Annotated in this window: 10 protein-coding genes; 7 read left to right on the top strand and 3 right to left on the bottom strand. The window is 56.5% G+C overall.

The features are described 5' to 3' along the window. Positions 1-86 precede the first annotated feature (86 nt). The 4 genes from L8U60_RS09140 to L8U60_RS09125 all read left to right on the top strand — a co-directional run bounded on the left by L8U60_RS09140 (position 87) and on the right by L8U60_RS09125 (position 15485). Positions 87-5195: an AAA domain-containing protein gene (locus L8U60_RS09140; RefSeq protein WP_269966059.1), complete on the top strand. Its 5109-nt coding sequence runs from the start codon at positions 87-89 to the stop codon at positions 5193-5195. Positions 5196-5455: 260 nt separating this feature from the next. Then, on the top strand, positions 5456-7894 hold the full coding sequence (locus L8U60_RS09135) for a DUF262 domain-containing protein (protein WP_269966058.1): 2439 nt from the start codon (positions 5456-5458) through the stop codon (positions 7892-7894). Between the two features lie 133 nt (positions 7895-8027). Next, the gene (locus L8U60_RS09130; protein ID WP_269966057.1) at positions 8028-10904 is read left to right on the top strand and encodes a DEAD/DEAH box helicase; all 2877 of its coding nucleotides are present in this window, start codon (positions 8028-8030) and stop codon (positions 10902-10904) included. A 3-nt stretch (positions 10905-10907) separates the two neighbouring features. Further along, positions 10908-15485 carry an Eco57I restriction-modification methylase domain-containing protein gene (locus tag L8U60_RS09125; protein WP_269966056.1) on the top strand — a complete coding sequence of 1526 codons (4578 nt, stop codon included), beginning with the start codon at positions 10908-10910 and terminating at the stop codon, positions 15483-15485. 68 nt (positions 15486-15553) lie between these two features. Here the strand turns inward: L8U60_RS09125 and L8U60_RS09120 are convergent, their stop codons facing one another. Both L8U60_RS09120 and L8U60_RS09115 read right to left on the bottom strand, forming a co-directional pair. Continuing rightward, positions 15554-16216, bottom strand: coding sequence for a hypothetical protein (locus L8U60_RS09120; protein WP_269966055.1), 663 nt, complete (start codon positions 16214-16216; stop codon positions 15554-15556). A gap of 69 nt (positions 16217-16285) precedes the next feature. Further along, on the bottom strand, positions 16286-16453 hold the full coding sequence (locus L8U60_RS09115; RefSeq protein WP_269966054.1) for a hypothetical protein: 168 nt from the start codon (positions 16451-16453) through the stop codon (positions 16286-16288). A gap of 632 nt (positions 16454-17085) precedes the next feature. Here L8U60_RS09115 and L8U60_RS09110 point away from each other — a divergent pair. The 3 genes from L8U60_RS09110 to L8U60_RS09100 all read left to right on the top strand — a co-directional run bounded on the left by L8U60_RS09110 (position 17086) and on the right by L8U60_RS09100 (position 26644). Beyond that, complete coding sequence (locus L8U60_RS09110) at positions 17086-17412, top strand: hypothetical protein (RefSeq protein WP_269966053.1); 327 nt, start codon at positions 17086-17088, stop codon at positions 17410-17412. Positions 17413-17900: 488 nt separating this feature from the next. Next, positions 17901-24257 carry a DEAD/DEAH box helicase gene (locus tag L8U60_RS09105; RefSeq protein WP_269966052.1) on the top strand — a complete coding sequence of 2119 codons (6357 nt, stop codon included), beginning with the start codon at positions 17901-17903 and terminating at the stop codon, positions 24255-24257. 5 nt (positions 24258-24262) lie between these two features. Further along, positions 24263-26644: a 3'-5' exonuclease gene (locus L8U60_RS09100; protein ID WP_269966051.1), complete on the top strand. Its 2382-nt coding sequence runs from the start codon at positions 24263-24265 to the stop codon at positions 26642-26644. A gap of 7 nt (positions 26645-26651) precedes the next feature. Here the strand turns inward: L8U60_RS09100 and L8U60_RS09095 are convergent, their stop codons facing one another. Continuing rightward, a complete protein-coding gene (locus tag L8U60_RS09095) occupies positions 26652-26825 on the bottom strand; it encodes a restriction endonuclease (RefSeq protein WP_269966086.1) in 174 nt (57 codons plus the stop codon). Positions 26826-26827: the final 2 nt, after the last annotated feature.

Raw genomic sequence — 26827 nt, 5'->3', positions numbered from 1 at the left:
GCAGTATTCATGCTGCTGAGAGCTCGAGCAAAGTGGTGTACAGGTTGAATAACGTCGCAGACAAGGCGTCAAGGCTTTTCCAATTTATGGCTGATCTTCAAGCCCAGAAAGAAAAGCCGACTCGGCAGATTTCTGAGTACAACCGGACCGGCAAATGGATCACTTTGCAGAGTGTGAAAGAAGTATCGGATTCCACTCCTCTCGACGTTCGCTTCTCCCATAATCTTGCTCATGGCTTGGGGGGAGACGACGAAGACGCTGATACCGCTGCCAACGGAGCACTTCTGGAAATTAAGCGGCCGGTAGTTGTTCCTCCGCCTGCTGTGCCAGACATTTTGGAGAGCATTCTCGGTGGAGTCACCGATGACCCCGCCCGTAGGCCTGTGCTCGGAGAAGTAGATAGTGAGGGAGCTCCGCTATCGGCAGAAGCTCGCGTCAAGGGTGAAGCTTGGCTGAAGAAGTGGGATGAGTGGGCGATTGCAGCTCGTGCTCATGATCTTTACCAAACTCTGTTTGATATGCAGGTCAAAGCGCTCCAGCAGGCCGATGAGTTTGAACTCGTGCTGGGCCTGGGGTGGTTGAGCTGGGATCTCGGCCCTAATGAAACGGTCGACCGGCCAATCTTCTCCTTGGCGGTAGACATTGAGATGGATAAGACAACCGGCGCAATCAGTATCAGTGAATCTGGGGAGCCACTGAAGGCTGAACTCGAAGCGTTATCCGCAGACAAGATGGATGACGGTCGGTTCATTGAAGAACTGAAGGATTTCTTGGCCGACTTCGAAGGAGATCCCACTGATGTAGAAGAGTTTGGCGAGCTGGGCGTGTTCACCGCAAACACGTTGACTACGCAAGCCCAGTATGAAGGAAAGACCACCCGTTTAAGTAGCAGTGGTCAGCCGGTTCTAACCTGGGCCCCTACTCTGGTGCTTCGCCCTCGCCAGCGCGTTGGTCTGTCTAGCACCTTCCGGTCTATCTCCCAGCAGATTGAGGAGGATGGATCAGTTCCAGCAGGGCTGCGTCCACTTGTAGACACTGGGTACGCGGCAGAGGCGACTCCTTCAAGAGAACCGGGTGCGCTGCTGAGCGTGGATAATGAAGTATTCAGTCCGCTGCCACTCAATGAAAAACAGCTTCGAGTTGTGAGCCACGTTGATTCGAACGCTCACACTATTGTTCAGGGCCCTCCGGGAACTGGTAAGACACACATGGCGGCAGCACTTCTGTCGCACCTTCTTGCACAAGGCAAGCGAGTCTTGGTCACGGCAGAGAAAGAACGAGCGTTGTACGAGCTGCGTGACAAACTGCCAAGCGAGGTGAGAGAGCTCGCAGTTTCTGTCATCGGTTCGTCTTCTCAAGAAATGGCAGACTTGCGCACTGCGATTGAGACAATTCAACGTAAATCTTCAAGCTTCGATCAAGAGGAATCCGATCGCAAGATCAGGAACATCGAAGACAACCTGCGGGGCTTGAAAGAAAGAAGAACTCGCATTCTGCGTGAGTGGACCGCGCACCTTGAAGCGGAGCAGCGCCCCGCCAATCTCGAGGGCTATTCACTACCGTTGCCACAACTTGTTCAGGCAGTGGAATCAGATCACGAGAAATTCGAGTGGATTGAGGAACTAGGAATCGTTGATCATCAGCGACAATTCCCTCTTGATCAGCAACAGATTTCCACGTTGCTCGGTGGATTGAATGACGTCGATCTGAAGGCAGTTCCTAGTTACAACAAAGCGGACACGGTTAATCCCAGAGACTTGGCCAGTGTTGAAGAGTTCAGCCTTGCGCTTAGGCAGCTGAACAAGGCTCAAGAAGAGCAGGCTGAGCTTGTAGACAAGATCCCTCAGGACATTTTGTCGACGTGGGACAAGCTAGAGAAAGCAGGAAAAGCGCGGCTCGAAGTCACTCTTGACGGTCTAGGAGACAGCCTTCAAGAGCTTGAGTCCTTTGATGCTCCATGGGTAGAAACCGTAGGACTGAAATCTAGCGGCAGGGAGATAGAGCAGTGGCGAGTGGCGCGAGAAACGCTTCTTCAGAAGCTTGAAGAACTTCAGCCGCCGTTGGATGAGATCAAAGACATTCAAAGGTTCACTGTGGAAGGGAACATCGACAGTTTCATTCCCATGGCTCAAAACCTGAAGACTTATTTGGCTTCGGGCAAGGCCTTGACCGTGAAGGCTGACGGCACCGTCAAAGTTCCGGTCTTCGGCGGCAGCACGGTGAAAGCAACCCTGCCATTTTTGAATGGTGTCAGGGTTAATGGGATGCCACCGACAACAGCAGAGCTGGTGTCGAAGTTCCTTGCGTATGTCAGTGTGTTTTGGGAGTTACAAAGCATCCAAAAGTCTTGGCCGTTCATCCAGATTGATGAAACTGCACCTGCCGGTGATCTCGCTTTCTTGAAGTCAGATCTTGCTCAGTTCGGCCGTTATCTGGAGCTGCTGAAGGAGCTAGATAGCAAGCTCGCCGCAGTGGGACAGCAAGGCTTCGATCCGGCTCCAGAAAAATGCGCTCAGCTCATCGAGTACGCCCCGCTTCTTCGTTCAGTAGATTCAGCGAAGCTCGCGTTGAAAAGTGCAGATACGAACTACAAGAAGACGTGTCGCACGCACCTTCTTGGGGAAGCCAAAGCCGAAAAGCATCCTTGGATGGCAGAACTCGATGCGGCAATTGAAAAACGAAGTATCGAGAAGTACCGGAATGCGCTAGAACGGGGCTTTTCTTACCACTCGGTTGGTCTTAAACGTCGTGAGCTGGACACCTTGATTAATGAGTTGTCTGCTTGGTCTTCGAAGCTCGCTAGCTTGATTCTGGATGATCGATCTAGCGATCAGTGGCGTCCTCGTCTGAGCCAAGCAGAAGATGCTCGCCGATGGCTCGCTGCTAGGGCATATGTGAAGAAGCACGCGGGAGTTTCCCGTGACGATGAGACTTCCGAGCTAACTCAAATCGATGATCGGATCCATTCTGAGGTTTCTTCCTTGGCAGCGGAACGAGCTTGGTCTTCCGCAGTCGGTGCCGAGCGAATCGATGGTGCGATGCGGGCTACGATGCAGGCCTATGCCCAGGCAGTGCGGCGTCTTGGCAAAGGAACCGGTAAGCATGCTGAACAGCACCGCAGGGATGTGCGGAGGCATTTGGATCGAGCACGCGAAGCAGTGCCTGTTTGGATCATGCCGATCTACAAGGTGGTTGAGCAGTTTGCTCTCGAGCAAAACATGTTCGATGTCATCGTGGTCGATGAGGCGTCGCAGGCAGGCATTGAATCAGTTTTCCTGCAGTTTCTAGCGCCGAAGATCGTGGTTGTTGGTGATGACCGCCAGGTATCTCCTGATGGAGCGGGCGTCAAACGAGACAAGCTACGAAAAATAGCGCGTCAGTACCTTTATGACTTTGAGAACATAGACGCCTGGGTTGATCCAGAACGCTCGCTCTTTGATGATGCGAATATGCGGTACGGGGGACGCATTGCTCTCGATGAACACCGTAGGTGTGTTCCGGAGATCATTGAGTTCTCAAATGAGCTTGTCTATCGGCCGAGCAATATTGAGCTCAAACCTGTGAGGGAAGTTCAGAAGGAACGTTTGGCGCCCTTCCGTGTCACGCGCACCCCGAATGCTTTTGGGGAAGGAAAGAAGACGGTCAATCGTGCTGAAGCGGACACCCTCATCGCACGGCTGCTTGAGGTTTTCGAGAAGCCCGAATACGACGGGAAGTCCATTGGTGTCATCTCGCTTCTGAGTACGTCAGACCAAGCTGATTACATACAGAAGCGCCTACTAACGGCTCTTCCCCCTCAGGTCTGGGAGGAACGATCCTTGAAGGTCGGCGCCCCCGCTGATTTCCAGGGCGCTGAGCGTGATGTGGTTTTCTTGAGCATGGTCTCACCAGTGGCACAAGGCGCACGACCTTCGTCGCTCACCGGACTCAAATACGAGCAGCGCTATAACGTCGCCGTTAGCCGTGCGAAGGACCAGGTATGGCTCTTCCACTCGATTGGTGTTGAGGACCTGCACAACCAAGAAGACGTTCGGTACAAACTGCTCGAGTACGCCTACAGGGTTGCTGAAACATCTCCAGAATCCCGAACTTCTCAGGTGGTTTCTTCCGACATTCGCACTGAACCCTTCGATTCACTTTTTGAACAGAGGGTGTACAACGAACTAGTTATCAGGGGCTACTACGTCGTGCCTCAGTTCGATGCCTACGGAAGGCGAATCGACCTTGTTGTGCAAGGTGATGCCGGCCGCCTCGCAGTTGAGTGCGATGGCGATTACTGGCACAGCGAGGAGTACGCGCTGGCGGACCAGGCACGTCAGCGGGAGCTGGAGCGTCTTGGCTGGACTTTCGTCCGCATCTTTGAATCGGATTTCTATCTGGACAAGAACGGTGAGATCCAGCGAGTAGTGGATCGACTCGATGAACTTGGCATTAAACCTGGTTATGTCGATGGAGTTGATCTCGTCACAACCGACAATGTTGAGGTTGTTGATTCTGTCTTTGGGCTAGCTGACCGTATCGAAGATCTCTCTCGTGGAAACGACATTGAGGAGTCTGAACACAGCAGCGTTGAAGAAGAATCGCCGCTGTCTGATGAGAGCTTCAACGGAGGGGATTACGAAGGGGTTGATGAGCACATCGACGACCCTGAACCCGTTCAGCGGGAAGAGGAGAGCACGGCTCCGGTTGAAGCGAAAAAGACTCGGAAGAAATCCTTGGAGAAGTACGAGGCTTTTGAAGGCTGGACTGAATCGGTGAAAACCGCAGGCAAGTATGAAATCGATGACGGCTTGCGTCAGATCATTACCGTCGAAGGCCCCATCCCTGAGCAACTGTTGTTCCAGCGATACGTGAAGGCAGGTGGCGACTCTCGTGTCGGGGATTACGCACGAGATGTCCTCACTGCAGGGGTGGCCCGTCTCATCACTCGGGGCGATATTGTCAAGGCAAGCGAAGGAGGGCGCATTTATCGTTTGCCTTCCCAGCCTGATATCCGCCCGCGCACTAGAGGCCCGCGCACCTTCGACGACATCACGCCAGCCGAATGGAATGTGCATCTGTTGAACACAGAGAAAACGAACCCAAGAGCGGTCGGCGAGGAGCTATACAAGAAAACGATCCAGCGCATCGGATTCCAGCGTTTGACGGCCAGGATGCAAAATGCGTTGGAAGACATCCATTGGGGTCGTTTGTAGGGATCACCCGTGGGTCGGGGAGAGAACTCACATAATGAAATGAATGAAGCCAAAACATCGGCGCAGCCGTCTTGTCCGGGATGAGAATGAGACGGTTGGCCGGTGTTTAGCTTTGTGCGGCTCCTTACTACAAGCTTCCGGACAACAGAGACTGGAGCTTTTGGAATGGGAGTAGGGAACTGCTCACAGATCAAACGATCCACATTAAAAACTTGTCACATATCCTTTAGCTAATTGCACCTCGCCGAGTAGGAGAAGCGATGAAAGGCACCACTAATCCCATCCTCAACGCGTTCGACGGGAACCACAAGGAACTGTTTATTCCCGTGTACCAGCGGAACTATGACTGGCAGATCAAACAGTGTGAGCGTTTGTTCCAGGACTTGGAAGACATCATTGCCGTTGATAGGAAGAAGCACTTCTTCGGTGCTGTGGTGGGGAAGCCGGAGTCGTGGAAGTGGATTGTCATTGATGGACAGCAGCGCCTTACAACCGTCAGTCTCCTCATGCTGGCTTTAGCTAATGCTCTCCGTGAGGGGGACATCGAGTCCGACGATGATGAACTCGCAGAGAAGATCGAGATGGACTATCTGCGTATCGGTGCCACTAAGAAACGCACCCGTTTCAAGCTGAAGCCAGTGAAGGACGATGACAAGGCGTACCAGCGACTCTTCGGGCCTGAGAAAGAATTCATCAACAGCTCAAACATCACTGCGAACTATAAGTACTTCCGTGAGCGTATTTCCCAGACATCATTGAATGCTGATCAGCTGTGGGATGCAATCTGCCGTCTGGAGGTGATGCACCTGGATCTGGAGGAGTATGACGATGCACAACGGATCTTCGAATCGTTGAACTCCACAGGACTTGAGCTGAAAGAAGCAGACAAGATCCGAAACTTCGTTTTGATGGGGCATGACTCGGCGACGCAAACGCATCTCTACGAAGATCGCTGGAACCCGATCGAGGAGAACAGTGATTTTGAGACAGATGCCTTCATTCGTTGGTATCTGACTACGAAGACTGCTCGTACCCCGAAGGAGCAGGACGTATATGAGGCATTCAAGACGTACGTAGCCAAGACTGGGAAATCTACGGAAGAGATTTTGGATGACCTCTATGAGTTCTCCTCCTATTACCGCAAGATCCGTCGCGCTAGTACGGGAGACCAGAGGGTAAACGCGTTGCTGCGTCGGATGAACCCGATCCGAGGAGCGGTGACCATTCCGTTCTTGATGCCGGTCCTGCGGGCGGTTGAGAATGGGGAGACCAGCTATGACGATTTGTACAACGTCTTGAAGATCATCGAGGCATTTGTAACTCGACGATTCGTTGTTGGAATCGCAACCAATGCGTTGAACAAGATCTTCGCAACGGCATTCTCGGATGTGTCTAAGCTTCGCACGGGCGATCAGAGCATGGCTGAGATCTTTGCCTACACATTGCTGCGCCGTACTGGCTCTGGTCGATTCCCGAATGATGCTGAGTTCAAAGAAGCTTTCGCGACAAAGAACATGTACGCGCTGAGAGCCGCATGGCGTGAGTATCTCTTTGATGTTCTGGAGAACGGAGATTCAAACGACAACCGGGACATCGCTCAGGCAATGCACAACGGCGACATCACAGTCGAGCACATCATGCCGCAAACCCTTACCGCGGCTTGGAAGGACGAACTCGGGGAGGATGCCGAGGAGATCCATGAAACCTGGTTGCACAGGATAGGCAATCTCACCGTTACTGGGTACAACCCCTTCTACTCCAACTCGTCTTATGAGCGTAAGAAGACGATGGAGCATGGGTTTGTTGATTCTCCTTATCGCCTTAATGACATGTTGAAGGCTAACGATTCGTGGGGCCTTGAACAGATGAAGGAGCGCACAGCATATTTTGCTGACCGTGCGCTGAAGTACTGGCAGACCCCAGTCACCGACTTCGAACCGCCAGCAACGGTTCTACCGGCGCTTCCGATGGGTGAAGAGGGTTCCTTTAAAGGCCGGGAGATTGTTGCCTTCCAGTACGGCGATCTTCACCAGACAGTGGAGAGCTGGGCTGAAATGGTCCAACTTCTGTTGAACTTCCTTATGCGTGATCGGCGCACGGAGATCTTGTCGTATGCGAAGGACTACGGTCCGTTGCGTGTCATTGAGGCTGAGGAGGAGACGCCAGCTGAGTGGCGTCGAGTTGATGACGTGTTGATCGTTTTTACCGCGAATAACACGGACTCCAAGCTAGGGTTCCTCCGCACTCTTTTCGAGTACTTGGATATTGACCCTGAGGAGCTTGTATTCAGTCTTCGTCCGGGCAAGGGTGACGTGGCTGATGTGGATGAAACCCCAGAAACCCTGAAAGAACAAAGCGAAGCTGAACCTGAAACCTATGCAAAGGTGACCAAGTATCTTGCTGAGCTCGAGGAAGCAGCGACACTGAAATCCTCGCTCGAATCGACGGTCGAACTACGTGAGCAGTTCGCGAAGGACTTCGCTGAGTTCGCACGGGAAGATGCTGCAGCCGTCCTTGGCGGGACGCCGATCTTCGATTTTGTGGCAGCGACGGATCCTGCTGAAGCGTCTGAAGCAGTAGTTCTAGCTGTCATCACGCAGATTCTTGCTGCAGGCAGAATGGTCGGCCAAGGGTACGTCCACCAAGTCATTGTTGATGGCACTTTGGGCGAGTGGGTGAAGCAGCTCAGCCGCTTCTAGGAGCCAACGCCGGTTGCCACTGCAGCCAGCTTTTGCTCGCACAAACACCGATCCAAACGCGAGCAGCGAGCAAGAATAACGCGACATTCAGGTTGTGGCCCGCGGCGGTTGTTCGCCCACTAATCTCTACATCATGACTGTTCCCGCGGCACCGCAGCCAGCCAAGACCAAAGAGACCTATGCTCCCGGCCTGATGGTCCGTGTGAGGGATGAGTTGTGGCTCATCACCAATGTCACGCAATCAGTGGATGGGTATCTGCTGAAGGTGCGTGGGCTGTCGGATTATGTCCGCGATACGACGGCGAGTTTCTACACGGCCATCGATGACGTGGAGGTCTTTGACCCAGCCAAGGTCGAGGTTGTTGCGGATGATTCGCCGGGGTACCGCACGACGCGGTTGTGGCTGGAGACAACGCTGCGGCAAACGCCGGTCCCGCTGTACCAAGAGGAGCTCTCCGTCGCGGAGGAGATGCTCATGGATCCGCTGGATTATCAGTTGACTGCGGTGAAGAAGGCGCTGTCGGATGACAACCTTCGTCCCCGCGTGCTCATTGCTGATGCGGTGGGTCTGGGCAAGACGCTGGAGATCGGCATGATCCTGGCGGAGCTCATCCGCCGTGGGCGTGGTGATCGCATCCTTGTGGTCACGCCGAAGCACATCATGGAGCAGTTCCAGCAGGAGATGTGGTCGCGTTTTGCTATTCCGCTTGTGCGCCTCGACTCGGCAGGAATCCAACGCGTACGCCGGATTCTTCCGGCAAGCCGGAACCCGTTCACGTACTTCTCCCGAGTGATTGTTTCGATGGACACGCTCAAGAGCCCGAAGTACCGCGCGCAGTTGGAAAAGGTGCGCTGGGACGCGGTGGTCATGGATGAGATCCACAACGCGACCAATGTGGGTACGCAGAACAATGAGCTTGCCCGCACGCTGGCGCCGACAACGGAGGCGCTGCTTCTCGCATCGGCAACACCACACAACGGTGACCCTGAGTCCTTCAAGGAAATCCTGCGTCTCCTTGACCCAACTTCGGTCATGCCGGATGGCACCATCGACAAGAACGCAGTGAACCGTTTGCTCATCCGCCGCCACCGTCACAGCGAGGAAGTTGCCAACGTGGTGGGGGAGAAGTGGGCGGTTCGCAAGGATCCGTTGAACATTCCGGTTGAGGCTTCGGCTGAAGAGAACGCTGTCGCTGGTGAGCTTGAGAGCACGTGGGTTCATCCAGAAAGCGGTCAGATTCCTGCGCAAGATCGTCTCTTCCCGTGGACGCTCGTGAAGGCATTCCTCTCCTCGCCGGCAGCTTTGGCGGAGACCATCAACAATCGTCTGAAGCGTGTGCCCACGAGCGATACGAAACAGCGCGAAGCGCTTGAGCGCCTCCAGAAACTGAACCAGGCAGTTACTCGTCAGAATTCCAACAAGTACGCCGCGCTGATCAACTACTTGAAAGAGATCGGCGTGGGCAAGGGCAAGGCCACCCGCGCGGTGGTCTTCTCCGAGCGCGTGGCCACGTTGAACTGGCTGCAAGAAAACCTCACCAAAGATCTCAAGATGCCGCAGGACAGCATCGCTGTCATGCACGGTAGCCTCTCCGATGAGGAGCAGATGCGCCTGGTCGATGAATTCAAGCGGGAGGATTCGAAGCTCCGCGTGCTCGTCACCGGTGATGTCGCCTCCGAGGGCGTAAACCTGCACACGCTGTGCCACCACCTCATCCACTACGACATCCCGTGGTCGCTCATCCGCATTCAGCAGCGCAACGGCCGCGTTGACCGTTACGGCCAGACCGAACAGCCACAGATTGCTGCGCTTCTGCTGGACACCAAGCAGGGCGGTTATGTTGGTGAGCTCCACGTGCTGAAGAAGCTCATTGAGCGCGAGCACGAAGCACACGAAGTCCTCGGCGACGTGGGTTCGCTCATCGGCAAGCACAGCGTCGCGGGCGAAGAAGATGAAATCCGTAGGGTCATTCAGAACCAGGTGCTTTTCGACGATGTCGTGAAAACCCCCGAACAACTCTCCGAAGAAGAACCACTCTCCGAGTCGGACCTCATTGATCAGTTCTTGGCCGGTTTCGGTTTCGAGCTCGATGAGGATGGCAACGACATCAGCGAGGAAAATGGCACTACGTATTCAGCGTCGATGCCGCAAAGCCGCGGAAGCCTCTACTCCTCCGAGATCGAGTACCTGGAAGATGCTTTGAGCGAAGCCTTCCACGGTGCACCGGAGAAGGAGCTCGCTGCGAATGGTGTTGGCTACGTCCGCCACCAGAACCAGGTTGCGGAGCTAACTCCGCCGGAGGACTTACGCCGCCGTTTGGACATCCTTCCGCAGGATTACCTGGCGGATCGAAAGGTGCGTGAACGTTTCCAACTGGCTACCAACACGGACATCGGCAATGAGGTCATGCGCCGCGCCCGCACCGGCCAAGATGGTTCCACCTGGCCCAAGGCCCACTACCTTGGCCCACTGCATCCCGTGACGGATTGGGCCACGGACCGCGCCCTTGCATCCCTGTCAGCCGGTCAGATCACCGCCATCAATGGTGATGTTCCTGCACCGACGGTGTTGCTCATGGCCACGTTGACCAACAAGCGCGGCCAGGTCGTCTCCCGCGCATTCGTTGCGGTGATGGATGGCATGATTCCGCAAGACGTGCCGGACCCAATCACATGGTTGCGCAGCATCGGTTTGACCGAAGACGCTATCAACCCCGGAACGCTGGAACTACCCGAGAATGCACACGATCTCATTGCAAAGTCGGTGCAGGTAGCAACTGGTCAGCTGCAGCCGATGATGGCGGCAGCACGTGATCATGCGCATGACCGCATTGGTTATTGGATTCAGCGCGCCAACGACTGGAATGCCGCGAAGAAAGACGTGACCACCACCGCGCGCGTTGGGCGCTCTGCCTCACTCATCGATGAGGAGAAGGCACTCATTGCTTCGTTGGAACCGGACCGCGAACTGATCCGTCCGCTCGTACTTATCCTGCCGCAGGAGGCGTAAATCATGGCTGCATACGATTCCATCCTGAACGTTGACGAGTGGATCAGTGACCACTACTTCACCACCGATGAAACCAAAGGCGAGTCCTTCACCAAGCGTGTGAAGACGCGGACCAAGGAATGGGCTGACCTGGAGAATGAGACCGGCACGCTCTCCCCGGTAAAGCGCTTCCAGCAGTACCGCGGTGATCTGCAGAAGGCTTTCGCCACCGACGCGGATGCGGAGACCACCGATGGGTTGATCCGTAAGGCTTTCGGTTTCGGCGCTTCCTCCACCAAGAACTACAACCGCGCCGGCGAGCAGCTTTCTTACGAAGGCTGGCACGGCAACGCGGGAACACTGATCGTGCTCAACGCACAACCCGATGAGGACGTCAATGAGGACAACCTCGTCTCGCTGTCCGTCACCGGAGGAGTCACACCAGCAGGCAAGGATCCACAACCCACCAAGGTATCCAAGCTCATTGGTGACTTGTTCCTGGCACAGGAGCCACCAGAGTTCATTGTGGTCATCGCCGGTACATGGGTGCTGGTCACCGAACGTGAGTCCTGGCCACTCGGCCGCTACCTTGCCATCAATTTGCAGCTCGCGGTTGAACGCAATGACACAAAGAAGGCCGGCGAGCTCGAACGCGTCGCCGTCATCCTTGCCCGCGAAAACCTTGAACGTGCTGCCGACGGCACGACGTGGTGGACACAGACCCGCGATGAATCCCAGCAGCACGCGGTCAAAGTCTCTGGTGACCTCCGCGATGCCGTCCGCGAGTCCATTGAGATCATCGGCAACGACGTGCTGGCTCGCCGTGGCGAACAGCAGCTGCCACTCGACGCCATCGATGGCAATGATCTTGCCCGCCAGTCCCTGCGCTACCTCTACCGCATCCTCTTCCTGCTCTTCGCCGAGGCATCCCCGGAACTGGCCATCCTGCCCACGGGCACGCCCGAGTACGTCGACGGCTACGGCTTGGATCGTCTGCGCGACCAGATTTTGGATCCGCCGGTCACGGACAAAGCCCGCCACGGCACGCACCTTTATGACTCGCTGCAGGTTCTGTTCGCTCAGGTCAACCATGGCCATGACCCGCTGGAAGCACCCGATGCGGACACAGACGCGCAGAACGAGGGCATCACCTTCCGCAACCTGGAAGCAGACTTGTTCAAGAGCGAGGCAACGGCACTCATCGATGAGGTGAAGCTTTCCAACGACGCCCTCACCCGCGTCCTGCAGAACCTTCTTCTATCCAAGGTGTCTGCCGGTAAGGACCGTGGCTTCATTTCTTACGCCACCCTCGGCGTGACGGAACTCGGCCAGGTCTACGAGGGGCTGATGTCCTACCACGGCTTCATCGCCCAAGAGGATCTCTACGAGGTTGCGCCGAAGGGCGATGCTTCGAAGGGTTCCTGGGTCCTGCCGGTCCACCGCGCTGACTCCGTCCCACAGGACAGCTTTGTCATGGAGACACAGCAGCAGGAAGAGGGCGGCACCGCCAAGGTCCGCCGTCAACACCCGGCTGGCTCTTTCGCCTTCCGCCAGTCCAGCCGTGACCGCGAACGTTCCGCCTCCTTCTACACCCCACAGGTTCTCACCGAGTTCACCGTTGGCCAGGCTATTGAGGTCCTCCAGGAAGAAGGTCGAATAACAACCTCCGAGGACGTCCTCAGCCTGACTATTTGCGAGCCCGCCATGGGCTCCGGCGCCTTCGCCGTCGAAGCCGTCCGCCAGCTGGCCGAGCTGTACCTCAAACTCCGCGAAGACGAACTCGACGAGCAAGTCGATCCTGAGACCCGCACCCTCGAACTGCAAAAGGTCAAGGCTCACATTGCTCTGCACCAGGTCTACGGCGTGGACCTGAATCCCACGGCAGTCGAACTCGCCGAGATCTCCCTCTGGCTCGACACCATGACCAGCCAACTCAAGGCGCCATGGTTCGGCCTACACCTCCGTCGCGGTAACTCACTCATCGGTGCACTGCGCTCCACCTACTCCACGGCCCAGCTGAAGAAACGTGAGTGGCTCACCGCCGTGCCGCGCCGGGAGTCAGTGGAGAACCTCGCCAAAGCTATCGACGCCGGCGAGACCCGCGACATCAACGCCGCCGGCCGCATCCACCAGTTCCTCCTACCGTCTTCGACGTGGGGTGCCGCCGCAGATGCCAAGGATCTGAAGACCTTGGCCAAGGATGAGATCGCCGCTATGAAAGCGTGGCGCCGCTCCGTCACCGGCAAGGTGCCCACGAAGGAACAGACGAAGAAACTCACCAACCTTACCGCCCGCGTGGAGTCCCTCTGGGCCATCACGCTGTCCAAGATGCGCATCGCTGAGGACCAGATCCGTCGCGACATCGACCTCTGGGGCAGGGGCACCGAGCACACCGCAAAGAACATCCGTCGCGAGCAGATCGAACGCGAACTCCTTCACAACGAAGATGGCGCTTACCTCCGCCTGCGTCTGGCCATGGATGCCTGGAACGCCCTGACGTTCTGGCCACTCACCGCAACGGATGAACTCCCAGATCTCGACGAATGGCTCTCCGCCCTCACCGACCTCCTCGGCACCGAAGCCACCGCCCGCGACTCCGCCCAAACCCTCCTTGGCCGCGCCGACAACTGGGACGAACTCGTCCAACTCGAGCGCACCGAGATCGAACTCTCCGGCGCCCGCAAGATCGACACCCTCCTGGCCAACCACCCATGGCTCCACACCGTGAAAAACGTCGCCTCCGACCAAGGCTTCTTCCACTGGGACCTCGACTTCGCCGCCGTCTTCGCCCGCGGTGGCTTCGACCTCCAGGTGGGTAACCCGCCGTGGGTGCGACCCCGCACCGATCTCGATGCGTTGTACTCCGAGTCCGATCCATGGTTCTCCCTTGCCCACAAGCCGACGCAGGCACAGAAGAACGAACGCCGCGAACAATGGAATGACGATCCGGCGGTGCGAGAAGTCGTTTACCGCGGTCTCGCCGAGTCAGTTTCCACGGCTGCAGTTCTTACCGATGTCACCCGCTATCCGCACCTGATCGGCCAGCAACCGGATTTGTACCGCGGGTTCATGGAACTGACTTGGAAGAATGCTTCTGCTCAGGGCACCACATCGCTCATCCACCCCGAGTCACACTTCACCGAGAAGAAAGCGGCTCCCTTGCGTCGCGGTGCGTATCTGCGGTTGCGGAGACACTGGCAGTTCATTAACGAACTATCGATTTTTGATGTGCACCACCTCGTTGGATACGGCATTCATGTCTATGGGGCAGAACAAGTCGAACCGTTGTTCAACCACGCTACGTCGCTGTATCATCCCGCAACAGTTCTTGATTCTCTTTCGCACAATGGATCTGGTTCTCTTCCGGGGCTAAAAGATGACAACGGTAACTGGGATCTTCGTGCTCACCGCGACAGGATCCAGACCGTGGGTCTCCACACCTTGGAGGTCTGGCATTCGATTCTCGAAGACGACTCGGTTCCTGTGCTCGAATCACGCATGGTCTACACCGTGAATACCGAAGCCGCTTCTGTTCTGGAGAAGCTAGCAAACGCTCCCCGAATCCGTGAACTTGATCTGCAATTCTCTCGCGGCTGGGATGAGTCCATCGACAAAAAGAAAGGGTATTTCGATACTGGATGGGCGCACTCCGATTCGTGGAACGATGTCATTCTCCAGGGACCGCACCTCGGCGTATCGACACCGATGATCAAACAACCCAACCCCACCCTGAAGCACAACCAGGACTGGTCCGAGGTCGACCTCGAGGCGATGCCCGCCGACTTCATCCCCGCAACCGCCTACCAGCCAGACCGCACAGCCAAGCCCACCTACGATGCTGACTATGGAACCTGGGGCGGTATATCCGCAAAGGAGCCATATCGAATCGCGTGGCGCACGATGGCGGCAGGTACCGGATATCGAACTGTCTACCCTGCAATTGTTCCCACTCAAGCGGCGGTGATCTTCACGCTTACCACAGCCGCTCAAATTAATGACCCACGAAAGACCGTGACGGTGGGCGCGTTTATGAGCGCTGTGCTGATGGATTTTGTGGTTAGGTCCAGCGGAAGGAAGCACGTGCTGCCGGAAGTCGTAGATGTCCTCCCAATGCCTCCGATTAGCGAGAGAGCCGAGGTGCGTCTCGTTACCCAATTCCTCCGTCTCAATTGCCTCACTGAGGCGTATGCGCCGTTGTGGGAGGAGTTGATGGGTGAGGCGTGGAGCGTCGATACGCCGCTGCGCAAAGACGAGGAGCGACGCGCGGCGCAAGTAGAAATCGATGCAATTGTGGCGCTGTCGTTGGGGGTTACGGCGGATGAGCTGTGCATGATTTACCGGACGCAGTTCCCGGTCATGCGTCGTTATGACCAGGAGGATCGCTTTGACGCGAATGGTCGGAAGGTGCCGAAGGAGATTGTGAAGGCGGACGCGAAGCTGAAGGACGGGGCGCAGTTGTCGGAGGCCGATCGGACGTGGACGCATCCGCAGTCCGGTGTGGAGTACGTGTACGAGTACCCGTTTAGGCAGCTGGATCGGGAGGCGGATATGCGGGAGGCGTATGCGCGGTTCGAGGGGATGGCTGGGGGATCCAAGGTTTAAGGGCAGGGATATATTCCTAGTTGCGGGTCAGGTAATAGAGTTCCTGCTTCGCAAAATAGGAAACTCTCTCAACTCGTTTCGTAATGACGAATACCGTCGGGATCTGTCCAAGTTCTAATTGTGGTCACTTCGTCATGAGCGAAGCGTTTCAGTATGCTTACATAATCGTCCAAGGGGACATAGGTCAAAGCATTCTTACTTGATCGATCGGACGCTACTAGCCAGCCTGCAAGTACACGGGGATCCTCTTGCGTGCGCACGTCATCTCCATCGAGGGCCCAGTACTCCTCGAACGAAAGGGTTGGAATTGTCCAAGCGAAGCGCAAGAACAGACTATGCACGAAGTAATTGCAAATCGTTTGAACAGTCACTGTTCGCTTCTTTGGTGATTGGAGATCGTAAATGTCGATGTCACCTAGTGCATCCCAAAAGTCTGGGGACTTTGCGGCTTCTCTCAATGGAAAGTCAACAACGTCGATGGATGCTCGGGCCACCTCTCTCGTCATCTTGGTTGGTATGCCGATTAGTCGGCGCATTGCATATGCGCTCAGCAGTACATCGCGTTCCACCTGGTACAGAATTTCAGCTTCTGGGTCCGAATAAAGGAAGTCGTAGTCATCGAGCTCCAGGGTGGCATTGTCTAGTTGATCAGCAAGATTGAACTTCGCATTTTCGATTCGTTCGGCTGCAAGCCAGAGATCCCTTTTCCAGGGCCAAGATTCGTTAATCATATTCAGATAATAGGTGTGTGTGGGGGTGGAAAGCTGGTGAGAGTAAATTGCGGTCCCGGCCGTGACTGTCTAGTAGCGCTTGAGTGGGAATCCGATAGCATGCTTCTCTGCGATGTGGACAGGTGTAACTGCCTCAGCGTCTCGATACCGTTCGGAGATTTCCTTCACCTCGGAGGAGCAGCGTGTGCGAACATCTGGCTGGTCAGCATGCTGCCCAGATTTTTCTGCAGTACGCATGTCCCTTGGGTTTAAGTGCGTCTCCGAAGGAAGGCAAGCTTTACACCACTACACGGGACTTGACCTACTTGACCGTGTTCATGAGAATTTGCGGGAAATGGTCAGATCCCAGTGAGAGGAGTCATCCGTGTCGGCTTACCTGATCAAGTATCAGCGTCGCTCGGGTGACGTTGCGCTTCAGTGGTTTCGTTCTCTTCATGAAGCTACTGTGGAGCGACTAAAACTAGATCGATGCAATGACGATCCTGATCTCGAGATCGTAGCTGTGGCTAGCGAGAGCGAGGAACATCTGAGGATCTCACACTCCCGATACTTTTCAGCTGTTTAGTAGTTAATAAACGCGAGCTCTGTTTTTCATTCGGACAAGTTCTTAGGCCCCTAACTGCCAAGCAACCTTGGTGTGACCGGAAGATTGAATCCGAGCTTCACTGAAAGTAGGGCGGTGCCAGTACTTTCATTAATACGTCTGGATTAGCGAATCCCATCCGGATCAGCGACATGGTTTGAAGGGAGATATCCCACTGATGCGTGCTCATGGCTCCAAAGATCGCTGGACAATTGGCGGTTATGATATTGGGTGTCTACCGCATAAGAGTTTTGAGAATAAGGCAGGCAACAGGAGGCAGAATCTGATGGCTAAGGACGATTGGCAAAAAGTCGAGGGGCAGGGGTGGTTGTCTCTCGGGCAGTTTGGTCAAATCAACCCTCGAGATTGGGGGCCTGGAGTTGATAAACACATTTTTACGGCGGAGCACCCTGACGGCGGGTACTACATAATGCGAGGCAAGGAGGCTTCTGGCACCTACGAGTTCGAGTTTGATTCGCCCTTCGTCCTACTAGGAGGGGCAAAAGGGCCAAATTTGGAGATGGTGATCACCCCGCTAGTGCGTGGCCAATATGGTGTGCGTTTTAGGGAGTGGCAGGAATCTCCAGGCAATTCTGCCTGGTCTGGTGAGTAGCTGTTAGGTGGAGGATCATTTTTAAAACCTTGCAGTTTCTATTTAGCTAGTTCTCGATGTCGATCAACAGGGGGACCTCGGTCACCCGCCGCATTGAACATCCCGTTGAGATAGCCTTCGCGAAAGATTCTAGGAGGCGTCGATGAGATGGATTCGGAAGTTCTGCCGATGGAGGTAGTTATCGAAAAGGGGTTCAATTCCGATTTGGCTTGAAATGCGGACTGGGCCTTCACAGATAGGTTGATGGACGGTTAGCCCCCGTATCGCCACGAAATATTCAGGGATCGCGACGGTGCTCCGATCTAAATGCCACCAAACGTGTCTGCTCTGATGTGGGGGTCCAGTTCGTATGGGGAAGTGTTCCATCCCTGAGATTATCGCTCAGGCGTGTGCAACTAACTGTTATGTTTGTTGGGGGTGAAGGTGGCTCTGTTAAGACACTTTTTGCTGACCACAAAATCCGGCTTCCCGCCAGTTAGAGTGTCACTGTGTCTACCCTCATTCCCGTTCACGCATCGGAGCACATTCTTGGTGGTGTCTCCGAGTATCTTGCCACCGCGTTTTCGCTTGCGAATCCGGAGACGTCTAGTGCACTGAAGGCGTTCTTGGAGGACACGGAACGTGGCATGTTCCATGGCCCGTACGTGCGTGTGCGGTTGCCGTATGCGCGGGCTCTAGGGTGGGACGGGATCTTGGACTGGGTGCCGTCGTGGTTCACGCCGTATCACCACCAGGCGGAGGCGTTCCGTCGTTTGCGAAGCAAGGATGAAAACGGGGAGCGCCGACCGGATCCCACTCTGGTGATCACGGGTACTGGTTCAGGTAAAACTGAGTCTTTCTTGTATCCGGTTCTGGATCATGCAATGCGGGCGCGTGCGCAGGGTCGTACTGGCGTGAAGGCGTTGCTGTTGTACCCGATGAACGCCTTGGCCAATGACCAGGCGGATCGTTTGGCAAAGCTGCTGACGAATGAGCCGGCACTGGCTGGTGTGACGGCGGGTATTTATACGGGTGAGGCAAAGGGCGACGTTAAGAAAGTCACGGAGCATTCGCTGATCAATGATCGCGATGAAATGCGAATGAATCCGCCGGACATTCTGCTGACGAATTACAAGATGCTAGATCAGCTGCTGCTGGAACCGAAAGATCGGGAAATCTGGCAGAAATCCGCAACGTCGTTGCAGTACCTCGTGCTTGATGAGTTCCACACGTATGACGGTGCGCAAGGCACGGACGTGGCGTTGTTGTTGCGACGTTTGGGGTTGATGCTCAAAGCGCATCAACCGGAGGGCTTCTTGGATGAAGAGGCGTCCGCACGCCCACTTGGGCACGTCACTCCGGTGGCCACGTCGGCAACGCTTGGTGGTGAAGGTGACCGCCAAAAGGTGCTGGATTTTGCCGGCACGATTTTCGGTGAGACCTTCACATCAGACGCGATGGTGGGGGAGCGCACGCTCACATATAACGAGTGGGTTGAGGAAATCTCTTCAACATTTGGCGCACACGAGGTTCAGCCGTATCCGGATATTGAACAACTGAGCGACGTCGTTAAAGCGATTGCTGCCGACGCGTCAGAGCGTGATTATGCGGACGTGGTGTTGGATGTGTTCCGCACACAGCTTTGGAATGCGGGTGAGGACCTGGAAGAGATGATCGCTGCGTGCGCGGTTCATCCATTGACCCAGGCGTTGCTCACCACTGAGAATTCCGTAGTGCCACTCATTGAGCGTGAAGGCGAAACCGAGAAGACGCTTTCGCAGCAGGTGCTTGGTCCCATCGTGGAACGAAGCCTCACTGCGGAAGTCTCCCGTGAGTTTGTCACCCATTTGCTCACCGCGGTGGCGCATCTGCGTGCCCTGGCTGGTGAGGAGTATGGCTTCGGCGGCAAGCGTCTGCCGGGTGTGGAAACACATTTGTGGGTGCGTGAGGTTTCACGCATTGAGCGCACCGTTACCCCAAATGACCTGGGGGAAGTGTTCCGCTTTGCCGATGATGGTCACCTTGACTTGGGCGATTCCGGAGTCTGGTTGCCGGCGATTTACTGCCGTGAATGTGGCCGTGCCGGCTGGATGACAGCGTTGGAGCCGGGCACGGATGCGGTGGTACTCAATGGATCCGAGATCCGTGGTGCCTCAGTCAATGCCCGTGAGCGGACGCGCCCGCTCATTGATGCCACCAACGAGTATCGTCGTGCACTCGCAGACGGGGTGGAGCTGTCCAAGTTTGGGGACGAGGACGGCAAACGCGAAGTCATGTGGTTCCACACAGAGAGCCAGATGCTCAACACCACGGAACCGAGCGAAGAGGAGCTTGCCGAAGGCGCTTCTGTTCCGGTGTTGACCTACACGGGCCTGGAAGCGGAGGATTACGCGCGTGATCAGGTGTGCCCGAACTGTGGGGAGACAGACACGATCCGGTACATCGGTTCCCGTGTAGCTACGCTGCTTTCGGTGGGGCTGTCCAACCTGTTTGGCATGCAGAACCTGGAGCAAAAAGAGAAGAAGACCCTCGTATTCGCTGACTCGGTGCAGGATGCAGCGCACCGTGCAGGTTTTGTGCAATCACGTGCCCGAGCCTTTGGTATTCGTACCCTCATGCGTTCCGTGGTCACCGATTCGGAAGATGGCGGTAGTGAGGGACTAACCCTCGCACAAATGCCACTTCGCATCTTGGAGCAAGCAGATGCGGATGCAGATCCGGCACGCGCACGCTTTGAGCTTTTGCCACCCGAGATCGCTGAAACACCGCAGTTCACTCCGTTCTGGTCGAAGGATGCGGGAGGAAACGAACGCCGCTACGCAACGAAGGCTGCGCTCAACCGCCTGGAACTTGATGTAGCTCTTGAGTTCGGTCAACGCGCACACTTGCCGCGCTCGTTGGTCTCAACTGGTGCACTCGTGCCGTCGGTCCACATTGATAATGAGCTACTCCTCGAAAGTGCGGATGCTGCTCTGCGCAATGTGGACGAGGGACTCTTTGACGTCAAGGACATTTCCTCGCCGGAACTGCGGTTGCAGTGGATGCGTGGGCTCCTTGAACAGGTGCGTGAACGCGGTGGCATTGTTACCCCGTTGTTGGAGAGGTATCTCCACGATGACGCCAACGCGTGGCGGTTGCACAACCGCTACGCCAAGGCGGAAGGCGTGCCCAGCTTCCCTAAGGGAGGTGCACCGGAATTCCCACGTGCTGGGCGGGCACTGGATGACAAGGATCGTGGCATCACCCCGTTAGGCAGTCCGCGCGGCAGGTACGCGCGGTGGACATCCAAGGTTCTTGGCATTTCCACGCATGACGCCACCACTGTGCTGACCCAGGTGTTCAAGCAGCTGGCAAATGTTGGCGCCATCACCGCGGTGGGCACAGACACCGGCGGAACCATCTACGCTCTGAAGCCTGAACAGATTGTTGTGCGCCGCGAAGACCACTCGCAGGCACTGCAGTGCGAGGTGTGCCATGGCTCATTGGGCCTGGACCAAGCAACCAACCTCCTTCTTTCTGGCATGCCGTGCCCGACTCCGGGCTGCCCCGGCAACCTTGAACCTACGGAGATCGAGGAGAATTACTACTCGCGCTTGTACACGGCGACCACTCCGCGAGCAGTGGTGGCACGCGAGCACACCGGCTTGATTCCTAAGGAAGAACGCCTCGCTCTAGAGCAGAGTTTCCGCGGAGCGGATAGCGCACCTAATGCACCGAATGTTTTGGTGGCAACGCCGACCCTGGAAATGGGTATCGATATTGGCGACCTCTCCACGGTGATGCTCGCATCACTGCCTAAGTCCGTTGCTAGTTACGTGCAGCGCGTTGGCCGTGCTGGACGTTTGACCGGTAACTCGTTGGTCCTTGCTTTTGTTCAAGGCCGCGGAACCACTCTGCCGAAGCTGAACAATCCACTTTCCATGATCGCGGGATCCGTCGTTCCGCCGGCAGCGTTCCTTTCCGCAACCGAGATCCTGCACCGACAGGTGACGGCGTATTTGCTGGACACACTGGATTTCATTGCGCAAGGTTTGAGTGTTCAGCACTCCCAGGATGTATTCAGTACCAAGCTCAGGTCCCTGGTCGAGGTGCTCACTGAAGATATTGCTGCAGGCGTTGAAGCGCGCGTGGATGCGTACCTGTCCACCGTTGCGGACGCCGTGGATGAACCAACAGTTGCGGGGGTCCGTGAATGGGCTGTTGGTGAGGGGCCGGACTCACTCATGGGTGAGCTGCGCCGCGTGCAGGAGCTGTGGGATGGCGAGGTGAAAGCCTTCACTGCTCGTCTTGATACGTTGCAGGCTCGCATCCGAGATTTGGAGGCAAAGGTTGATCCAAATGCCGGCACCGAAAATGCTGACCCGGATCTAGAACGTGAGAAGCGCAGCACCATGGCTGCGTTTAAGCGAACTCAGCGTGACTTGAGCGAGATCTTGAAACGGGAATTCTGGATCTCTTCCATGGAGCGTTACGGTCTGCTTCCTAACTTCACCTTGTTGGATGATGCGGTTGAATTGTCTGTCGTTGTATCGCAGCTCAACCCCACCACGATGCAGATTGATCCGGATACGTTTGAGCTCTCCCGCGGCGTTTCTTCCGCATTGATGGAACTCGCGCCGGGCAACACGTTCTATGCCCGCGGCATTGCTGCCACGGTGGATGCCGTAGAGATGGGGCACAACGGTGCGGATATTGAGCAGTGGCGTTTGTGCCCGGCTTGTTCCTATGGCGAACGGGTCACACCTGGTGCCACGCCGGTTTCGTGCCCTGCGTGTGGCACAGCAGCATTCGCGGACAAAGGGCAGATCCTCGAATCAGTACGCATGCGGAGGGTCTCCGCGGAGGTTGACCGTGCGAGCTCCCTGATTGATGGCACACATGAAGAACGCCGTGAGCTCAGGTTCACCACGACGCTGAGTTTCGCCGTGCCCGATGGCGGCCGCGGTGGGCGCTGGTTTACGTCCCTCGGGTTCGGTGCGGAGTACCTGCGTTACGTGAACCTGAGTTGGTTCAACTTGGGCCGTGGACCGAGCGCGAAGAGGATCTTTGCCAACCGTGAGACGGACGCGCCGCTGTTTACTGTGTGTAACTATTGCGGGCACCTTGATTCGCAAAAGGGCGAGAACTCCAAGTGGGATCACCGCCCGTGGTGTCCGAAGCGCACGGCCCGGGAAGAAGAGACGGTGACCGTTGCGCTGTCCCGCACGCTGCAGACTCAAGGCGTGCTTCTGCACATTCCGGTGTCACTCACTGCCGGCGATAACTCGACCATTCCGAGCCTCACTGCCGCGATCAAGCTCGGGTTCAAGGAAGTGCTCGGCGGCGACCCGGAGCACCTCAACGTGGTCACCGTCCGCGTGCCGGATAACAAGGGCGACACTGTTGAAGCGCTACTCATGCACGACAACGTGCCTGGTGGCACTGGTTATCTGTCACAGTTTGCTTCACCCGAAGACGTGCGCCGTTTGATGGAGCAGGCCTTTGTTCGTGTGAAGGATTGTTCCTGCGCGGACGATGAACGCATGGCGTGCCCTGACTGCTTGCTTCCGTACACTCACTGGACTCAGACCGAGAACACATCGCGCGCGGCTGCTGAGCGTGCTCTGCGTGCCATCCTGACTGACCAAGATCGGCCAGCACCGGAGACTGATCCGCTGTCTGTCGTATGGGAGACCCAATCTGAGGCGCCTTCTACAGGCGAGGGATCCAACCTGGAAGTGAAGTTCCGTGAAGTTCTGCGTAAGGCGCTTGAGGACCGTAAGGCCGTGGTCAAGGACCTCCCTAATGCTGGCCAGGTTGAATGGTTGATTTCCTTTACCAATGGCGAACAGTGGAAGATGAGTGAACAGGTGGACAAGGGCTATACCAAGCCTGATTTCCTTCTTACCCACCGCAAAAATCCCAATGCTCGCCCGGTGGCTGTGTACACGGATGGCAAGGCCTTCCACATTTCTCATGCGCACTACCGGTTCCCGGATGACATAGCTAAGCGCAACCGACTGCACTACGAAGAGTCTTGGCTGCCATGGAACATCACTAACGCCGACATTGACTGGTTCCAAGGTGAGCAAAAGAAGGTAGCGAACCCTCCAGCGTGGACTAAGAGGAGCAAGCAGGACAAGGATCCTGGATTCGACGGATTCGGAACTGCCGGTTGGGATTTCCTGACGTCGTCTCCGGTGAACCAGCTACTTGATTACTTGGCTTCGCCACAGCAGAACTTCTACTCAATGGCTGAGAAAGCGCTTGTGAAACTGCTGAGTGGAAAGGTTCAGAAGAGGCCAATCCCGGGTGGTGCGCAGCTGACGTACCGCGATGGGATTCACTTTCAATTCTCCGTGTCGGGTCAGAAGTTAAATCTCAAGCGCTTCTTTGTGGATGCGCCAACGGCTGATTCGATCACGGAGGATAACTGGCAGGACTTCCTTCGCTTCGCCAACATTCTGTGGCTTGCGGACGCGCCGGTAATTATTGCCACGAGTGAATTCGATGACGCTGGTGTCCCTGTCGATGTCAACGACGAGACTGCTGAATCAGCTGCTGATGCTGATGAGACGGCGTCCACCAGTGAAGATGCTGGCGCATGGGCTGAAGCCATCGAGGAATTCGAAGGTGAATCTGATGTGGTGGCAGCACTGCAGTTCCTGGCCAGTATCGGTGCGGAGCCGACCGAAGAGATCGGTGAAGAAGTAGGCACGTTGCCCACCGCTGTTGTGTGGCCGGACCACAAGATTGCGCTCATGGTGGAACGCGATGATTCCTACGAGGAAGCGGAGAAGACGCTTCGCAGGGACGGTTGGACATTGATGTACCCGGATACACTCGACGAGCAGACAATCCCGGCAGCCCTGCTGGGTAAGGAGTGACACAGATGGTGACGTTTAGCTTCTACAGCAGCCTCAAACTGGATGGTGCGCTGTACAAGCCGGTGATGAACTTCCTGCAGAAGCTAGCGGAAGACCCCACGAATCCTTCGTTGAGGATTAAGTCGCTGACGAATGCCGTGGACAAGCGGGTGCGCACGGGGCGCGTGAACGATCAATTCCGCGCGGTGCTCTTTGAGATCAAGGACGCGGAGACGCACCATTTCGTGCTCGTTGATGTGGACTCCCATGATGAAGGCAACGCCAAGGCTGAACGGCTTGATCCTTCGCGCCTGCGTCTGGCTGTTAACCCGGTGAACGGATTGACACAGCTTCTCGTGGAAGACGCTCCTGCTGACGCGGAAGACGCTCAAGAGACGGAGTCCGAGCGTAAGGCGAAGGCAGCCGCGCAAGCCGCGCAGGAACTGGCTGATGAGCAACAACGTCAAGCAGAAGAGCTCACCGAAAAAGTCGGTGTGGAGCCGGTTGGTGTGGGCAAGGATAAGCCCGCGCCCTGTACCGAGATGGAGCGCAATGGCTACACGCCGGAGAGCTTGTACGAGGAGCTCGGCATTGATCGGGCACTCGCTGACTCCGTGTGGCTTGCTGAATCCGAGGATGAGCTTCAGCTTCTCTTGGATTCGCGGCCGACATGGGAACAGGATGCGGTCCTTGGTCTTGCTGTTGGGTACACCGTGGAGCAGGTCCGTGAATCCCTGGGGCTGGAAAAGGTGGAACAGAGCTCCACCGAGGATGATGAAGATGCGCGCCTGCTGGCTGGTCTGCGCCACCCGGCTGCGGAATTGGACTTCGCCTACGTCGATGACGTGGACACGGAATCTCTCCGCGCGGTGATTGATGCCGGTTCCTTTGATCAGTGGCGCGTGTACATCCACCCGGAGCAGCGCCGCATGGCGGAAGGGCCGCGCAGTGGATCGTCCCGAGTATTTGGCGGTGCCGGTACGGGCAAGACCGTGGTGGCTGTGCACCGTGCGAATAATCTGGCGCGCCGTGCCATTTCCAACCAGGACCCCGGGGATCTGCCACCGCGGGTGCTTCTGACCACGTTTACGAAGGGGTTGGCGCAGGGGCTGAAATCTCAGCTCAATGCGTTGAACCCGCATTACCCCGAAGCAAGCAATCCGGGCGATGAGGGCATCTGGGTAGACAACATTGACGCGGTTGTGCGCCAGGTGCTCACCATGGCTTCACCAACTGAGGTGGAGGAAGCCACCAAGCGCGTGCTCGGGTTGGGTGCGCCGCGCGTGCGCCCGTACCTCGAACGCGATGCGGAACAGGTGTGGGAGACTGCCTTGGAATCCGCGAGTGATGAACTGCCACGTTCGATTGCGAACCTGACGTTCCTGCAGCAGGAGTATGAGGGTGTGGTTCTGGCCGGTGCGATTACATCCCAGGCGGAGTACCTTAAGGTCGCGCGCGCTGGCCGGGGTACGCCGTTGAACCGTAAGCAGCGCAAGCTCGTCTGGGCAATCATGGAATCTGTGATGCAGACCCAAGCCGTGGACGGGAAGCTGTTCTGGCCGACCATGTCTGCCGTGGGCGCTGAAGCACTCAACGTGAGGTACGAAAACGGTGGGGGATCGCTCTTTGACCATGTTGTCGTGGATGAGGCGCAGGACTTCAACGCCGGCCACTGGCGTTTCTTGCGCGCATGCGTGGCTGAGGGGAAGAACGACATCTTCATTGCGGAGGATTCCCACCAACGCATCTACGGGCAGCCGCTGACGCTGTCCCGCTTTGGTATTTCCACCCGTGGTCGCGCGTCTACCCGCCTGACGTTGAATTACCGCACCACCAAGGAGAACTTGGAGTACGCACTGCGGATCCTCGTCGGCGAGGAGGGGCTTGCATACCTGGATGCTGAGGGTGAGACGGACTCCGTTGCGCATTACCGTTCCGCACGCACAGGCCCGCAGCCGTACCTAGTCCGCGTGGATTCCGAAGCGCAAGAATTCGATGTGGCGGACCACTTCATCTCCAAGTGGATGGACTCTGACACCGACGTTCACATTGGCGTGATGTGCCGCACCCGCGGCCAGATCTCCCGCGTTGTTGCCGGTCTTGCGGACAAGGGCATTGACGCGGTGGCAACCCGCAATGCGGAGCGTGCTTCCCACGAGCAAGTGTCCGTGATGACCATGCACGGAGCGAAGGGCATGGAGTTCACCCACGTCATCCTCATGGGCGTGGGCAAAGAGATCATGCCGCTGCGCTTCCGCCTCAAGGACCTCTCCGAAGAAGATGCCCGCGAAGCACTGCAACGCGAACGTTCGCTGCTCTACGTCGCCGCCTCCCGTGCACGCGACGAACTGGTCATCACCGCGACCGGCGAGCCATCGGAGTTGTTGCCGGCTGTCTCTGAAGAGTGAGCGAGAGCTACTCGAAGAAATCCTCGTCGATTTCAACGATGTTGATTGTTCGTTGAATCTGGGTGCCCACGCCGTGGCGGATCATGAGGCCGGTGAGGAGGGCTCCGTCGATAAGCACGACGCGGAGCTGAACAGAGTCGGCGTATTGTTGGGCGCCCGGGGTGAACGTCGACGTGGTCAGGA

The sequence above is a fragment of the Corynebacterium meitnerae genome (genome assembly GCF_027570075.1).
Classification (GTDB): Bacteria; Actinomycetota; Actinomycetes; order Mycobacteriales; family Mycobacteriaceae; genus Corynebacterium; species Corynebacterium meitnerae.
This window is presented reverse-complemented; position numbering and strand designations above follow the sequence as displayed.

Excerpts from the sequence above, each read along its gene's own strand:
- L8U60_RS09125 (WP_269966056.1), top strand. The coding sequence starts at position 10,908 with ATGGCTGCATACGATTCCATCCTGAACGTTGACGAGTGGATCAGTGAC.
- L8U60_RS09115 (WP_269966054.1), bottom strand. The coding sequence starts at position 16,453 with ATGCGTACTGCAGAAAAATCTGGGCAGCATGCTGACCAGCCAGATGTT.
- L8U60_RS09110 (WP_269966053.1), top strand. The coding sequence starts at position 17,086 with ATGGCTAAGGACGATTGGCAAAAAGTCGAGGGGCAGGGGTGGTTGTCT.
- L8U60_RS09100 (WP_269966051.1), top strand. The coding sequence starts at position 24,263 with ATGGTGACGTTTAGCTTCTACAGCAGCCTCAAACTGGATGGTGCGCTG.
- L8U60_RS09120 (WP_269966055.1), bottom strand. The coding sequence starts at position 16,216 with ATGATTAACGAATCTTGGCCCTGGAAAAGGGATCTCTGGCTTGCAGCC.
- L8U60_RS09140 (WP_269966059.1), top strand. The coding sequence starts at position 87 with ATGGCTGATCTTCAAGCCCAGAAAGAAAAGCCGACTCGGCAGATTTCT.
- L8U60_RS09130 (WP_269966057.1), top strand. The coding sequence starts at position 8,028 with ATGACTGTTCCCGCGGCACCGCAGCCAGCCAAGACCAAAGAGACCTAT.
- L8U60_RS09135 (WP_269966058.1), top strand. The coding sequence starts at position 5,456 with ATGAAAGGCACCACTAATCCCATCCTCAACGCGTTCGACGGGAACCAC.